The organism is Oceanivirga salmonicida, assembly GCF_001517915.1.
GTDB classification, from domain to species: Bacteria; Fusobacteriota; Fusobacteriia; order Fusobacteriales; family Leptotrichiaceae; genus Oceanivirga; species Oceanivirga salmonicida.
Genome location: NZ_LOQI01000039.1, coordinates 1 through 14,685, shown reverse-complemented (window position 1 = coordinate 14,685; position 14,685 = coordinate 1). Strand labels below are relative to the sequence as shown.

The following is a 14,685-nucleotide window of genomic DNA, read 5'->3' as shown; positions in this document are numbered from 1 at the left end:
GTTCAAAAGAATACCTAGCACCTAATAAACTAAAATAACCAGTAGTAATACGATATGTTTCTTTAAAAACTCTATTAACTCTTTTAATTTTTTGTTTAGCATTACGAGTTCTAGTATTTTCATTAGATAAAGGAATAAGACCTTTAACAGCTGTATGATTAATAGAAACACCTAATTCTTTTTGAATTAATTGTAGAGCCAAAGGATAAGCAGTATACATATCNNTAAAAATACAGTAGCACAAGCAATATAATCTCTTTTATCAGAGATATGATAAGTAATTACATTATGATAAATTTCATCATATAAAATCCAAACATAATGCTTTTTACCTTTAATTTTAATATATGTTTCATCAGCAACAATAGAATTAGATATTTTTTCTGGTTTATCAGTAAAATTTAGATATGTAATAAGACTAGCAGCCATATTACAATATGTATTTATTGTTGTATGAGAAATATCAATACCAAAGAAATCTTTCATAGCAGAAGCAGTATCTCTATTAGAAAGTTTTAAATTAACTTTGTAAGAGATAACAAGTGAAAAGATTTTAGAATTAAAATATTTAAAAGAAAAATTCATTTTGGGTAAAGGTAAATTACTATCATTAATAAATTTAAATACATTATCAATACTGATTTTTAAATCACGATATATGTAATTTACTTTATCATGATTATTAAGATTACCATATTGTTTAATGATTTGATTTACTTTTTTAATTCTGTAAGGACATTTTCTATTAGAACAATAATATATATCAAAAGCAGACCTTTCAATTCTAAAATGTAGTTTTCTAGAACAATAAGGACAATAAAATGCTTTATCTCTAGGTATTAAATTTCTAGTTTTACAAAAAGAAAAAGTTTTAAGACAGAGTTTACACCTTTTTTGAGTTTTAGTATGAATATAATGCCATTCACAAGTAGAACTACAATTAGGACATATTTGTTCTTTGTTTGGGAAATCAGGCTTTAAATGAGCTTTAGAAGGTTTGTATGAACCGTTGAAAGCTTTGTTTTGAGCTTTTAAAATAGAGATTTCATTAGATAATAAATTAATTTGATTAAATAATAGTTGAATAAAATTATTAAAATATTGTATAATTAACACGTGATATCACCCTTTCTTGGTTGTGTTTAGCGATTCAATTATACAAGAAACTGGGGGATATCACAATTTTTTTATATAAAAAATGATATAAACTCAATAAAAACAATATATAAAGTTAATTATATAAATAAAAAAAGTGCTGTATACTTTACAGTACGTAATTTTTAAAGGAGACTGACTATGATGAATGAATTTGAATTTATAGGCTTAATGTTTTATACATATATGTTAGTTTTAATGGGAATGGCATTTTATTTTTTGATATCATTTTATGAAATGATAAAATTTTTGATAGGTAAAAAAATTATTTTTGAAGTCTATTTCTTAATATTACTTATAATCATTGAAATAGTAAAATATATAAGATTATTTATGGATTTAGAGAATTTTCCAAGTATATTTAAAATTCAATTTTTAATTCTATTAGTAACAGTATTTATAAATATGAAAATATGGCATAATAAAAAAATTGAAACTGAATATAGAGAAAATGTTTTTAAAGTTAGTTTTTATTTTTTTATGATTTCAAATTTATTTACATATTTTTTTATAGCATATATTGGAATTATGTTTTATTCAAGTAGGTAATATTTTATATATGAAAAATTTAGGAGATTAAATGATAGAAATTTTGCTAATATCAATTGGTTTTGGTATACACAATATATTTTATATGTTTTAATGATGCTCTTTCTATTAAAATCTATATTTGAAAAAGAAACTTAGAAATATAAGTGATTTAGAAAGTAAAAAATAAAATTAAATGCCTTATTGTTAATGATTTTAATATCATTTCATTTGATGATAAAAGGTCTAAATTCACTTTTATATAGGAGAAACAATGAAAAAAATAACCAAAATAGACAAAGACACATTTTTAATTGAAATAATTAAAAACAATATTCAAATTGCTAGAGCTAAGGTTTTTAAAAATTATTTACAAGAAATTTATGTTAATGAGAAATTTAGGAATATTAGTTTCGGTAAAAAGATATTAAATTATGTTGTAGATGAAGTTTCAAAATTAGAGTATGATAGTGTAATTGTTACTGATTTTGATGAAGCAGGACTTAATTTTTTTATTAAGCATTCTTTCATATTAGAAAATGATATTTTAATATTAAAGGGTCTTAAAAAAGAATATTGTGATAAAAAAGCAATTTTAAATTGTAGTTATGTGTCTTTTAGTATTAATGTTTTATTAGCAATTTTAAAAATATTTATAGGTTTTATATTTTCATTAAATACTATTATTGCAGATGGTATAAATTCAGCGACAGATAGTTTAAGTACAGTATTAGCTGTTTTTGGATTAAAAATATCAAATAAATTAGAAAATGATGATTACCCTTTTGGGTATGGTAAAATAGAAGCAATATTTAATTTATTTATAGGCATGTTTATAATCCTAACAACAACCAGTGTATTATTTACCAGTATTAAAAAAATATTTAATTATGCACCAATTAATTTACAAAAAGAACAGTATATAATATATATTTTCACATTAATATTTACTCTATTAAAAATATTTCAATATATTTACGTATCAAAGAATGCTAAAAAATATGATAATGATATACTAAAAACTCTTGCAAAAGATTATGGTGCAGATATTTTACTTTCTATATCAGTATTATTAGGTGTAATATTAACAATAAAGGTATCATATGCTTTTGATATACTTCTAAGTATAGTTATAACCTTATATATAATATATCAAGCATATAATATAATAAAAGAAAATATATTAATACTTTTAGAAAAACAAGATGAAGAATTATTGAAAAAAGTAAGAACAATTATCATGCAAAATGATGATATATTTTATGTACATGATTTATTTATGATAAGTTCAGGTAAAAAGATATACATGTATGCCGACATTAGAGTAGATAAGGATTTTAGTGTAGAAAAATCTCATCAAATAGCAGAAAATGTTAATTTGATAGTTAGAAATAAGTATCCCTTTATTAAAAGTTTAAATTTACATGTTGAACCAGTATATATTGTGGAAGATAAAAATATATAATAGTCATAATATAATATCTAAGTTAAGATATTAATATTATGATTTTTTTATAAAATTTACATAAAAAAATTGCATAAAAAAATAAATGTGGTATAACATTATTACCGGTATTTAATTAATCAATAATTTTTTTATACTTAAAATTTTATATATTATAGGATTCACGGTAATTATTTATACAATGAAAAGAGGAGATAATGTGAGGAAAAAAGTAATATTTATGTTTATAATATCAGCCATAAGTTCATTTTCAATTAAACTTACTTCTGAGTTAAGTACTACAAAGTATGATTTTGTAAATTCTACTAAATATTTAACGCCAGATTTAAAAATATCAGTTAGCGATATAAAATTGACAGATGGACTAGAATTAAATTCTAAACTTGAATTATTAAATAAGAAAGTTAAGAATAAGCCTTTAACATTTGAATATAATATAGGAAAATTTTTAATAGAAGCTAAGTATAAAAAAAGTTTTAGAAATTACTATAAACATACCTATGGTATAGAATCAGGATTGGAATTAGATAATTTTAAAAAGAGTATTGGAGAAAAACTTGATTTTAACCATGGATTAATGTATAAAGTTGAAAAAGGAAATGATTGGAATGTTGAGACTAATTTTAAGATAAATCATGGTGGAAAAGTTAAAATTGATAAAGATGGAAAAGATGGGATAAATTTAGATATAGGCATTAAAGGTAGATATAAAATAAATGATAATTTTTCAATATATCCATCTAATGAAACATATTTAATAGTTGATTCATCTAAGAGTAAAGGTGGCAAACATTCATCAATATCATCAAGTAAATTTGATGAAAACCATGTAGGAATAGTAAATGATGCAACATTTAAATTTAAATATAAGAAAAATAAATTAGAGATAGAACCAGAATTTTTTACAAGTTATAAATCTAATGGGCTAAACAAACCAAAGCATCAAATGTCTATAGGGAATAATACTAAATTTACTTATGAAACTTATTTTGGAGAAGCGGGAATACAAAGTTTAAAATTAACACCATCAATATTAGTCTTTGTTAATACAGGTTTTAGAAGTAAAGATAATAAATTAGATTTAGAATCTAAAATTGATTTAAAATTAGGTACAGTATTTGAACAAAATTATAAAATTACTCATAAACCTTTTGCTCAATTAACTATGAAAATTGAAAATGAAAAAGATTATTCTGTGAGTAAATCAGGAAAAATTACTGAAAAATATGATAAAAAAATGAAATTAGAACTAAAATTAAAAAATTCTTTTGAATATATATACAATAAAATAGTGAAATTTATTCCATCTATTGAAGCAAATATTGATTTTGAAAATTTAATACTTGAACCAAAACCAAAAGTTACTTCAGAAACTAAATTTAAATTTTTAACTGAGATAAATGAAGAATATAGATATAATATAAAACCAAGTATATTATTTGGTATTAAAGTACAAAAAGATTTTAATAGTTCGAAAAAGCAAAAAAAATTATCATATTATTTAAATCCAGTTTTAGAAACAGAATTTGATTTAACTAATTATTTAAAATTAAGTTGGGACACAGGAGTAAAAATTGAATTTGAAAATAATGCATTCAAAAAAGCCCCATTAAGTCTTAAATTAAAATTAGAGTATAAGTATTAAAGGAGATTAAAGATGAAAAAAATAATAATATTAATAATTCAAATAGTGGTATCTTTAAATATATTTGGACATACTATAGCAGAAATACAAGGAACTAGTCATAAATCACCATACGAAAATAAATTTGTAAAAGACGTAGAAGGTGTAGTATTAAAAAATTTTGATGATAGATTTAATGATGGATTTTTTATACAAAGTTTAAAAGATGATGGGAATCCAATAACTTCAGAAGGAATATACATAGATAAATCAGATTTTAAAGATACAAAATTTAAAGAAGGAGATTTAGTTAGAGTAGATGGAATAGTAAAAGAATTGCAATTTCAAAAATTTGATAAGAAAGAACTTACAATTACAGCAATAAAAGCCCTAGATATTAAAGTATTAAAAAAAGGTTTAACTATTGAACCTACAATTATAGAAGCTTCTAAAATACCTTTTAAAATTCATGATGATGATACACCTGTTGATAAATTAGATCCAATAAATAATGCAATGGATTATTATGAAACATTCGAAAGTATGTTAGTTAAAGTTATAAGTCCAAAAGTAGTTGGTGTAAAAGAAAGACATGGAGATATTGCAGTAGTACCTGAAAAAGGAGATTATGTAGTACAAAAAACAAAAAATGGTGGTCTTAGATATACTTACGATAATGAACAAACTCAAAAAATAATAATATCAAATAACTATTTCCCATTAACAAATAGTAAAAAGATATTTAAAGATAAAAACTTTACACCTAATCCAGGTGATCAATTTTTAGGAGATATAGAAGGTATTTTAACTTTTAATTTTGGAACATATAGAATAATGAATACTAAAAAACTTCCTAAATTAGAAGACAGTGCTACTAAGCCTGATGAAAATAAGTTAGGTATTGATAAAGAAAAATTAAGTATAGTTTCATATAATATAGAAAATTTTAGTTTGGCTGATGATAAATATAAAGTATATGATTTAGCAAAACAAGTTAAAAATATATTAAAAACTCCTGATATTATATCTTTAATAGAATTGGGAGATGATAATGGGTCAGATGAAAAAAGATATCCTAGAGAAACAGCAGGAGCTGCTAATTTAAAAGCAATAATTCGTGAAATCAAAAGAGAAACAGGTGTAGAATATGGTTACCTTATGATAAATCCTAAACATGGAAGAGATGGTGGGAAACCAGCTATTCATATTAGAAATGCAATACTTTATAGAAAAGATAGAGTACAAATTCCATATTTAAATGAAGGACTTCAAGATAAAGATACATATGTAGTCGATGGTAAACTATTATATAATCCAGGTAGAATAGGAACAGAAAGTGATGCTTTTGAGGCAGTGAGAAAATCATTAGTTGGGCATTTCCTATTTAAAGGAAAAGATATATTTATAATAGTTAATCATTTATCATCTAAAAGAGAAGATAATGGTTTGTATGGTGCAATAAGACCTATACATAGAAAATCAGAAGAAAAAAGACATTTACAAGCAGAATTAATATTTAAATTCCATGAAACATTACATAATAATTTTAAAGACGCCATAATAGTTTCATTAGGTGATATGAATGATTTTGAATTTTCAAAGACAGTATCAATAATGAAAGGTGATATAATGTTTAATGCAGTTGATTTACTTCCAGAAGAAGAAAGATATTCATATGTATATCAGGGAAATTCTCAAATTTTAGATAATGTTTTAGTTAATAAAGAATACATTGATAAAACAAAAGTTGATATAATAAATGTTAATTCAGAATTTACACATTCGCAAGGAGCATTTAGTGATCATGACCCAGTGTATATAGAAATAGACGTAAAATAAGAATAAGGTATTATTGTACTAAATATATTAATACAAAATTGAGATAATATTAAGTTATCTCTTTTTTGTACTGATAGCAAAGTTTATATGTATTTTAAAATTTTATAACTTATCTTTAAATTTAAAAATATATTAGGAGAGATGAGAATAATGGAAAATAGAGAAAAAATGATAAAAGAATATTTTCAAATGTGGATTAGTAAAAATGGAGAAAATTTAACCAAAATATTTGATAAAGATATATTGTATATTGAAAGTTATGGACCAGTATATAATGGGATTGATAATATCATTTCTTGGTTTAATAAATGGAGTTCTATTAATAATGTTTTTCGTTGGGAAATTAAGCAATTTGTACATACAGAAAATCAAACAATAGTAGAGTGGTATTTTGAATATAAATTAAAAGATAAGGGCATAGATAGTTTTGATGGAGTAAGTATTATAAAATTTAAAAATGAAAAAATATCATATATTAAAGAATTTGCTTGTGTTAAAGGCACTATGTTAGAACTTCAATAATAAAATTAGGATTAAATCCTAATTTTTATTTGTGATATTCAGACTTTTAAGTGGAAAAAAAAGGCAAATTATTATATAATGGTTATGTGAGAATATTAATTGCATTAAAAGTTAAAAATATAATAATTGACAGTATAATATTTTTCAAGATATAATATAGATAAGGAGTGATATGTTAGAAAATTTTGAAAAAAGTACTAAATATGCTAGAGAACTTTTTAAAGAGGATAATGATATACAATTCATAAAAGAATATGGGATAAAAAACAATATTCCTATAGTAACAGAAGAAGTTTTAAATTTTTTAATTTTTTTACTTTCAAGCAAAAAATACAAAAAGAGTTTAGAAATAGGGACTGCAATAGGTTATTCAGGAGCATATATATCAAAATATTCTGATTTAACAAGTATAGAAATTGATAAAGAAAGATTTGAAATTGCAAAATCTAATTTTTCCAAATTATCTAGAAAAGTAAATCTAATAAATGCAGATGCTTTGGAAATATTAGAAAATTTAAATGAAAATTTTGATTTTATTTTCATAGATGCAGCAAAAGGACAGTATAAAAAGTTTTTTGATATGTGTTATAATAAATTAAATAATGGTGGTTTAATATTTATAGATAATATAATGTTTAGATCATATGTAACAATAGATGAGTATCCTAAAAAATTTAAAACAATAGTAAAAAAATTAAATGAGTTTATAATCTATCTAAATGAAAACTATGAATTTAGTTTATTACCATTTGGAGATGGAGTAGGATTAGTAAGGAAAGGAAAATAATATGAAATTAAGTAAAATATTAGCAGTAGCAGGATTAGCTATGTTAGTATCATGTAGTACAGTTGATACAAATATTAGAGAATATGGTAAAGGTAAAACTAAAACAAAAACAACTACAAGTACAGAAATAAGTGATAAAAGTAATAATGAGATATTAGGAAATGAGGACTATAGAAAAGATGTTTTTGATAGAAGTCATAGAAAAATTAATAAAGATTTAAAAGGAGTTTGGGTAGCAACAGTAGTTAATTTAGATTTCCCTAAAACTCGTGGGGCAAATTTACAAAAACAAGAAATAGATGAAATAGTATCTAATGTTAAAAGTTGGGGAATGAATGCAATATTTTTACAAATTAAACCATCAGCAGGTGTATTCTATAAATCAAAAACTTTACCTTGGTCTGAATATTTAACAGGAGTTGAAGGAAAAAATCCAGGATATGACCCGTTAGAATATTTTATAGAAGTTGCACATAAAAATGGAATAGAATTACATGCTTGGATTAATCCATATAGAGTATCTATGAAAAATAATTTAAATTCAGCATCTAGCAAAAATATAGGGGTATTGCATCCTGAATGGACTTTTGAATATGAAGGTAAATTATATTTAAATCCAGCTAAAAAAGGTGTAGTAGAATACTTATACAACTCAATAGAAGAAGTAGTAACTAACTATGATATAGATGGAGTACATTTAGATGATTATTTCTATCCATATCCAATAGGTGGTAAAAAATTACCTAATTTTGACTATGCAGATTATAATAAAGTTTCAAATAAATATAATAGTATAGGTGATTTCAGAAGAGAAAATGTAAATAGTTTAATAAAAAACTTATCAGTATCAGTACATAAATTAAAACCACATATTTCATTTGGAGTATCTCCTTTTGGTATATGGCGTAACAAAAAAAGCGATTATAGAGGTTCAAACACTAATGGTTTAGCAGCATATGATGATTTATATGCAGACGTATTAAAATGGATGAGTGAAGAATGGATAGATTATGTTGCACCTCAAGTATATTGGAAAATAGGTAATGAAAGAGCAGATTATAAAACTTTAGTTGAATGGTGGAATAATAAAGCAAAACAAACTAATACTCCTTTATATATAGGTGAAGGTATATACAAAGTTGAAGAACCAGAAAAATGGGATTGGCCTGAAAATGAAGTAAAGAAACATTCAATAATAAGAAGAGCTAATTATTCAGTAAATGGTTATGTAATATTTAGATATGGGACTTTAAATGATAATAGACATCTTATAGATGAAATAGAATAGTATGGAGTAAAAAGGTATAAAATGGATTTTAAATTAAAATCAAAATTTAAGCCAACAGGTGATCAACCACAGGCTATAAATAAAATAGTTGATAATATTAATGCAGGTATATCAGAACAAATTCTTTTAGGGGTTACAGGAAGTGGTAAGACTTTTACTATTGCTAATGTGATAGAAAAATTAAATAGACCTACTTTGGTGATAGCCCCTAATAAAACTTTGGCTGCTCAGTTGTATAACGAGTATAAAAAGTTTTTTCCAGAAAATGCTGTTGAATATTTTGTATCATATTATGATTATTATCAACCAGAAGCATATATACCACAAACAGATACATATATAGAAAAAGATTCTTCTATAAATGATGAAATAGATAAATTAAGACATGCGGCGACAGCCGCTCTTTTAACAAGAAAAGATGTAATAATAGTGGCTTCTGTTTCAGCAATTTATGGATTAGGGTCTAAAATAGCATATACTAAAAACTCTTTATCTATTGATTCTAGCATAGGGTTTAGTAGAAAAGATTTAATAAAAAAATTAATAGATATGAGATATGAAAGAAATGACATAATATTAGAGCGTGGTAAATTTAGAATTAAGGGAGATATAATAGATATTAGACCCCCTTATCAAGATACTGCATATAGGTTTAAGTATTTTGATGAAGATTTAGAGGAAATAGTTGAAATTAATACTATAACTTCTAATAAAATTAAAACAGTAAAAAGAATGACTATAATGCCAGCAACTCACTATTTATCAACAGTAAGTAATATAGCCATGTTTGAGGATATAAAAAGTGAAATGGTAGAGAGAGTAAGTTTTTTTGAAAAAGAAAATAAGTTACTTGAAGCACAAAGAATAAAACAAAGAACAGAATACGATATAGAAATGATAAGAGAAATCGGGTATTGTAAAGGAATAGAAAATTATTCTAGATATTTGTCAGGTAAAAAAGCTGGAGAAATGCCAGATACTTTAATTGAATATTTTCCTGATGATTTTTTGGTGGTTATAGATGAATCCCATATTACAGTACCACAAATTGGTGGTATGTATAATGGAGATAGATCAAGAAAAAGAGTATTAATAGAGAATGGATTTAGATTACCATCAGCATATGATAATAGACCTTTAACTAAAGAAGAGTTTTTTTCTAAAATACCACAAGTAGTTTATGTTTCTGCAACTCCAAGTGATTATGAACTAGAAGGTGCAAAAGATGAAATAGTAGAGCAATTATTAAGACCAACTGGAATAGTAGAACCTAGTGTATTTATTAAACCAACTAAATATCAGATAGATGATTTATTAGAAGAAATTAAAAAATTAGTTAAAGTAAATAAGAGAGTTTTAATAACTACTTTAACTAAGAAAATGGCAGAAGAACTTACTGATTACTATCTAGATTTAGGTATAAAGATAAGATATATGCACTCAGATATAGATACAATAGAAAGAGTAGAAATTATAAAAGGTTTAAGAAAAGGAGAATTTGATGTTTTAGTAGGTATAAACTTACTAAGAGAAGGTCTTGATATACCAGAAGTTTCATTAGTTGCTATATTAGAAGCAGATAAAGAAGGTTTTTTAAGATCAAGAAGATCACTAATTCAAACTATGGGTAGGGCAGCTAGAAATGTAGAAGGTAAAGTTATACTTTATGCTGATAGAATGACAGATTCTATGAAAGAAGCCATTGATGAAGTAGATAGAAGAAGAAAATATCAAGAGCAATATAATAAATTAAATAATATTACTCCTAGAAATACTACTAATAATGACGTTGATTCTTTAGTAGAGTATGAAGAAGAAATAGAAGAAAAGATAGAAGAGTTTAAAAATATCAAAGAAGTAGATAAAAAAATAGTTAAATTAGAAAAAGAAATGATAAAAGCATCTACTGATTTAGATTTTGAAAGAGCAATAGAATTAAGAGAAGAAATAAAAAGATTAAAAGAATTGCTTATGGAGGTAATGTAGTGCAGGTCTTAAAAATAGCTGATATAAATAAACTTATAAAAAGTTTTGTAGAAAATATATCTGAACTTAAATATATATGTGTTGAAGGGGAAATCTCTAACTTAACATATCAAGCAAGACATATGTATTTTACCTTGAAAGATAAAGATGGAAGAATAAAGTGTGCAGGTTTTAATTATAATATGAATGATATACCTAGAACTTTAAAAGAAGGAGATAAGGTAAAAGTTTATGGTAAAATAAATGTGTATGCTTTAGATGCTTCTGTTCAAATAGTTTGTAATAAGATAGAAAAAGACAATGGTTTAGGAGAGTTATATAAAAGAAGAGAAGAATTAATAGCCTTATATAAACAAAAAGGCTATTTTAATGAAATACATAAAAAGCCTTTACCAAAATACCCTAAATGTATAGGAGTAGTAACGGCTCATACTGGGGCTGCTATACATGATATAATAAATACAACACATAAAAGAAATCCTAATGTAGATATTTATGTTTACTCGGCTAAGGTTCAAGGAGATGGTTCAAGTATATCAGTTGCAAAAGGAATAGAGTATTTTAATAATTCGAATTTAGATATAGATTGTATAATAATAGGTCGTGGTGGCGGAAGTATAGAGGATTTATGGGCTTTTAATGAAGTTGAAGTTATAGAAGCAGTTTTCAAATCAAAAATACCTATAATATCAGCAGTAGGACATGAAGTAGACATACTAATTTCAGATTTTGTAGCAGATATTAGGGCCGCAACACCTACACAAGCCGCCGAAATACTTATTCCTATAAAAAAAGACTTATTAGATAGTTTAAATAATGAAAATAAAAATTCTAGTAAGATTTTAATTAGAAAAATAGAAAATAGCAAAAAAGATATTAAAAATTTAAAAGATAACTATTATTTAAAAGAATTTTATTCAATACAAATTTTAGAAAGAATAAACAAGTTAGAAGATATAAAGAAAAGTTTAAAAAAAGACATAGTATATAAATTAAGTACAAATTATAAAAAAGATGAACTAAATGGTTTGAAAAATAAATTAAAAGATATGTTATCTAATAAAATAAATATAAAAAAATTAGAATTAAATAATATCAAAGCAAAAATTGAAAAATATGATATTAAAGATATGTTAGATAGGGGCTATACTATAACTTTAAAAAATGGTAAAATTATTAAAAATCAAAAGATAGTAAAAGGAGATACTTTAGAAACTATTTATGCTAATAAGAAAAAATTAATTAGTGAGGTGAAATAATATGTTTAAAAGAGAAGGATATATATCTTGGGAAGAGTATTTTTTAGGTATAGCATATTTATCGTCTTTAAGAAGTAAAGACCCAGTTACACAAGTAGGGGCCTGTATAGTAAAAAATAAAAAAATTATAGGAATAGGTTATAATGGATTTCCAAATGGTAGTGATGATGATGCTATGTCTTGGGATAAAAACGGGAATTTGTTAGAAACTAAATACCCTTATGTAGTACATGCGGAATTAAATGCTATATTAAACTCTACAAAAAATTTAGAGGATAGTACTATTTATGTAACACATTACCCTTGTAATGAGTGTGCAAAAGCCATAGTACAATCAGGAATAAGTAAAGTGGTATATTACTCAGATAAACATAAAGATAAGGAACTAACTAAAGCATCAACTATTATATTAAATAATGCAAAAGTTCAAATTCAAAAATATGATGGTAAACTAAAAAATATTAATGTAGAGTTTAAGGATTAGTAAAATGTTGATAAAAGAATTAAAAAGTATAAAAAACATATTAAGTTTTGCTATAATATCAACTATAATGATAGCAATAATTATATATTTAAGAATGAATTTTATATATTCGCTGGGTATAGGATTTATACCATTATGGTTTATATATATATTTTTAACTTTTTGTTTTATAAGAATAAAATATAAGGAAAAAATGAATTTAGAAAAAATGATGCTATATTTTGCTTTTGTGGTTATAATTTGTCTTATAATTTACATAATGTTTTATTTTATATTTGCTTTTTTATTTTTTATAATGGTGTTTAAACTTTTTGTAATTTATATAATTTTAGGATTACCATTAATGGTATTATATATGTATGTACTACTGAAATTAAAATTTTATGTATACAGTAAAGTTAATGGAGATGATTATGATGAATTTTCAAAATATTTGTGGAATAAAAATGCTATTATATATTGGTTATGGATTTTAGGATTTTCTGCATTATTATCAGTAATACTACTAGCAGATTTAAATGAGATGATTTTTCTAATATTAATTATAGTATTTAATTATGTATCATACTGTGTAAGTATAGACATATATGGAAGTTATTTAGAGTTTGAGAAAAAGGGGCAATAATGGAAATAAAAGAATATAAAGAATTTAAATTGAAAGAAATATTTAATTTATATGAAAAAGTGCTTTGGACTAATTATACTGAAAATATTGAAATGTTAACTGATTCATATAAAAATTCATTATATATAGCAGGGGCTTATGAAAATGATAAATTAGTAGGTATAGTTAGAGTTGTAGGAGATGGGCATTCTATTGTATATGTACAAGATATTATAGTATTACCAGAATACCAAAGAAATAAAATAGGGACTAAATTATTAAAACATATTATAGAAAAATATAAAAATGTATATCAAATGATACTAACAACTGATAATACAGAAAAAACAAAAAAGTTTTATGAAAGTCTAGGATTTAAAGATTTATATGAATTAGATTGTAAATCTTTTATGAAAATATAAGAAAAAAAGCACGGAAAGGGTTGATGCAATTGTTGATTGATGAAATTAAAGGAAAAAGGAATATTAAAAATTTTATAATGTTAGGAATAATTAAAATTATACTGGTATATATTTTTGTAATTTTACTTTTTGGATTTGCTAGTTTGTTTGAAAATGCTTATTTTAGTATTATTTTTTCAAGTTTTGAATATGTATTAATCTTTATAATATCTGTATTATTTATATATTTAGATTTTTATTTTATAATTAAAAGGACATACAAGGAAAAATTAGAAATAGATAAAATTGCAAGATATATATTATTAACTTTAATATTGTTTATAATTATATACCCATTTAATATATTTTTGTATTTCTTTGCTTCTTTCAATCTTGGAATTTTAGCATTAATAGTTATACCATTAGTTGTCATAATATCATATATAGTGTTTATGCTTAAATTAATAGAATTAAAATTTTATGCATATAGTAAAGTTAAAAATTCTGAATTAAAAGATTTTTCTAAATATATGTGGGAGAAAAATAAGAAAATATATTATATAATCATATTTGTAATATTATTAATTCTTTTTGTAATGTACTCAGCAGGTTTTATATTAATAGGTTATTTTTATTCATATATAGACTTTATAAAATCAAGTGATAGATTTATAATTTATTTTGTATATTTAGTTGGGTATATACCATATATTATATGTTTTTATTTATTATATTGTATAAAT

The 14,685-nt window shown here is 23.5% G+C and carries 15 protein-coding genes; 13 read left to right on the top strand and 2 right to left on the bottom strand.

Annotated features, from left to right (window positions below; translation table 11 throughout):
- On the bottom strand, window positions 1-202 hold a 202-nt coding region (locus AWT72_RS05495), incomplete at its 3' end, for a hypothetical protein (RefSeq protein ID WP_197407617.1).
- Window positions 187-429, bottom strand: a complete 243-nt coding sequence (locus AWT72_RS10200; protein WP_442789404.1) for a DDE-type integrase/transposase/recombinase — start codon at window positions 427-429, stop codon at window positions 187-189. The genes AWT72_RS10200 and AWT72_RS05495, both read right to left, overlap by 16 nt.
- Before the next feature lie 867 nt (window positions 430-1,296).
- Between AWT72_RS10200 and AWT72_RS05485 the strand changes: the two genes are divergently transcribed.
- The 13 genes from AWT72_RS05485 to AWT72_RS05425 form a co-directional block, all read left to right on the top strand.
- On the top strand, window positions 1,297-1,704 hold the full coding sequence (locus tag AWT72_RS05485; RefSeq protein WP_067142040.1) for a hypothetical protein: 408 nt from the start codon (window positions 1,297-1,299) through the stop codon (window positions 1,702-1,704).
- Window positions 1,705-1,957: 253 nt separating this feature from the next.
- Complete coding sequence (locus AWT72_RS05480) at window positions 1,958-3,148, top strand: cation diffusion facilitator family transporter (RefSeq protein WP_067142037.1); 1,191 nt, start codon at window positions 1,958-1,960, stop codon at window positions 3,146-3,148.
- A gap of 199 nt (window positions 3,149-3,347) precedes the next feature.
- A complete protein-coding gene (locus AWT72_RS05475; RefSeq protein ID WP_067142034.1) occupies window positions 3,348-4,793 on the top strand; it encodes a hypothetical protein in 1,446 nt (481 codons plus the stop codon).
- Window positions 4,794-4,805: 12 nt separating this feature from the next.
- Window positions 4,806-6,611, top strand: a complete 1,806-nt coding sequence (locus tag AWT72_RS05470) for a DUF8508 domain-containing protein (protein ID WP_067142030.1) — start codon at window positions 4,806-4,808, stop codon at window positions 6,609-6,611.
- A 150-nt stretch (window positions 6,612-6,761) separates the two neighbouring features.
- A complete protein-coding gene (locus AWT72_RS05465) occupies window positions 6,762-7,133 on the top strand; it encodes a nuclear transport factor 2 family protein (RefSeq protein ID WP_067142027.1) in 372 nt (123 codons plus the stop codon).
- 172 nt (window positions 7,134-7,305) lie between these two features.
- Window positions 7,306-7,920 (top strand): O-methyltransferase, encoded by a 615-nt coding sequence (locus AWT72_RS05460; protein WP_067142024.1) that lies wholly within the window; start codon window positions 7,306-7,308, stop codon window positions 7,918-7,920.
- A gap of 1 nt (window position 7,921) precedes the next feature.
- Window positions 7,922-9,208: a glycoside hydrolase family 10-like protein gene (locus tag AWT72_RS05455; RefSeq protein ID WP_067142021.1), complete on the top strand. Its 1,287-nt coding sequence runs from the start codon at window positions 7,922-7,924 to the stop codon at window positions 9,206-9,208.
- A gap of 21 nt (window positions 9,209-9,229) precedes the next feature.
- Window positions 9,230-11,194, top strand: a complete 1,965-nt coding sequence (gene uvrB / locus AWT72_RS05450) for an excinuclease ABC subunit UvrB (protein WP_067142018.1) — start codon at window positions 9,230-9,232, stop codon at window positions 11,192-11,194.
- Window positions 11,194-12,453, top strand: coding sequence for an exodeoxyribonuclease VII large subunit (gene xseA, locus AWT72_RS05445; protein WP_082680563.1), 1,260 nt, complete (start codon window positions 11,194-11,196; stop codon window positions 12,451-12,453). The genes uvrB and xseA overlap by 1 nt, the downstream gene beginning before the upstream one ends.
- 1 nt (window position 12,454) lies before the next feature.
- Window positions 12,455-12,937: a deoxycytidylate deaminase gene (locus AWT72_RS05440; protein WP_067142012.1), complete on the top strand. Its 483-nt coding sequence runs from the start codon at window positions 12,455-12,457 to the stop codon at window positions 12,935-12,937.
- 4 nt (window positions 12,938-12,941) lie between these two features.
- Window positions 12,942-13,562 (top strand): hypothetical protein, encoded by a 621-nt coding sequence (locus AWT72_RS05435; protein ID WP_067142009.1) that lies wholly within the window; start codon window positions 12,942-12,944, stop codon window positions 13,560-13,562.
- Complete coding sequence (locus tag AWT72_RS05430) at window positions 13,562-13,963, top strand: GNAT family N-acetyltransferase (RefSeq protein WP_067142006.1); 402 nt, start codon at window positions 13,562-13,564, stop codon at window positions 13,961-13,963. Before AWT72_RS05435 ends, AWT72_RS05430 begins: the two co-directional genes overlap by 1 nt.
- A gap of 23 nt (window positions 13,964-13,986) precedes the next feature.
- On the top strand, window positions 13,987-14,685 hold a 699-nt coding region (locus tag AWT72_RS05425), incomplete at its 3' end, for a hypothetical protein (protein ID WP_067142003.1).

Excerpts from the sequence above, each read along its gene's own strand:
- AWT72_RS05485 (WP_067142040.1), top strand. The coding sequence starts at position 1,297 with ATGATGAATGAATTTGAATTTATAGGCTTAATGTTTTATACATATATG.
- AWT72_RS05480 (WP_067142037.1), top strand. The coding sequence starts at position 1,958 with ATGAAAAAAATAACCAAAATAGACAAAGACACATTTTTAATTGAAATA.
- AWT72_RS05470 (WP_067142030.1), top strand. The coding sequence starts at position 4,806 with ATGAAAAAAATAATAATATTAATAATTCAAATAGTGGTATCTTTAAAT.
- AWT72_RS05465 (WP_067142027.1), top strand. The coding sequence starts at position 6,762 with ATGGAAAATAGAGAAAAAATGATAAAAGAATATTTTCAAATGTGGATT.
- AWT72_RS05460 (WP_067142024.1), top strand. The coding sequence starts at position 7,306 with ATGTTAGAAAATTTTGAAAAAAGTACTAAATATGCTAGAGAACTTTTT.
- AWT72_RS05455 (WP_067142021.1), top strand. The coding sequence starts at position 7,922 with ATGAAATTAAGTAAAATATTAGCAGTAGCAGGATTAGCTATGTTAGTA.
- uvrB (WP_067142018.1), top strand. The coding sequence starts at position 9,230 with ATGGATTTTAAATTAAAATCAAAATTTAAGCCAACAGGTGATCAACCA.
- AWT72_RS05440 (WP_067142012.1), top strand. The coding sequence starts at position 12,455 with ATGTTTAAAAGAGAAGGATATATATCTTGGGAAGAGTATTTTTTAGGT.
- AWT72_RS05435 (WP_067142009.1), top strand. The coding sequence starts at position 12,942 with ATGTTGATAAAAGAATTAAAAAGTATAAAAAACATATTAAGTTTTGCT.
- AWT72_RS05430 (WP_067142006.1), top strand. The coding sequence starts at position 13,562 with ATGGAAATAAAAGAATATAAAGAATTTAAATTGAAAGAAATATTTAAT.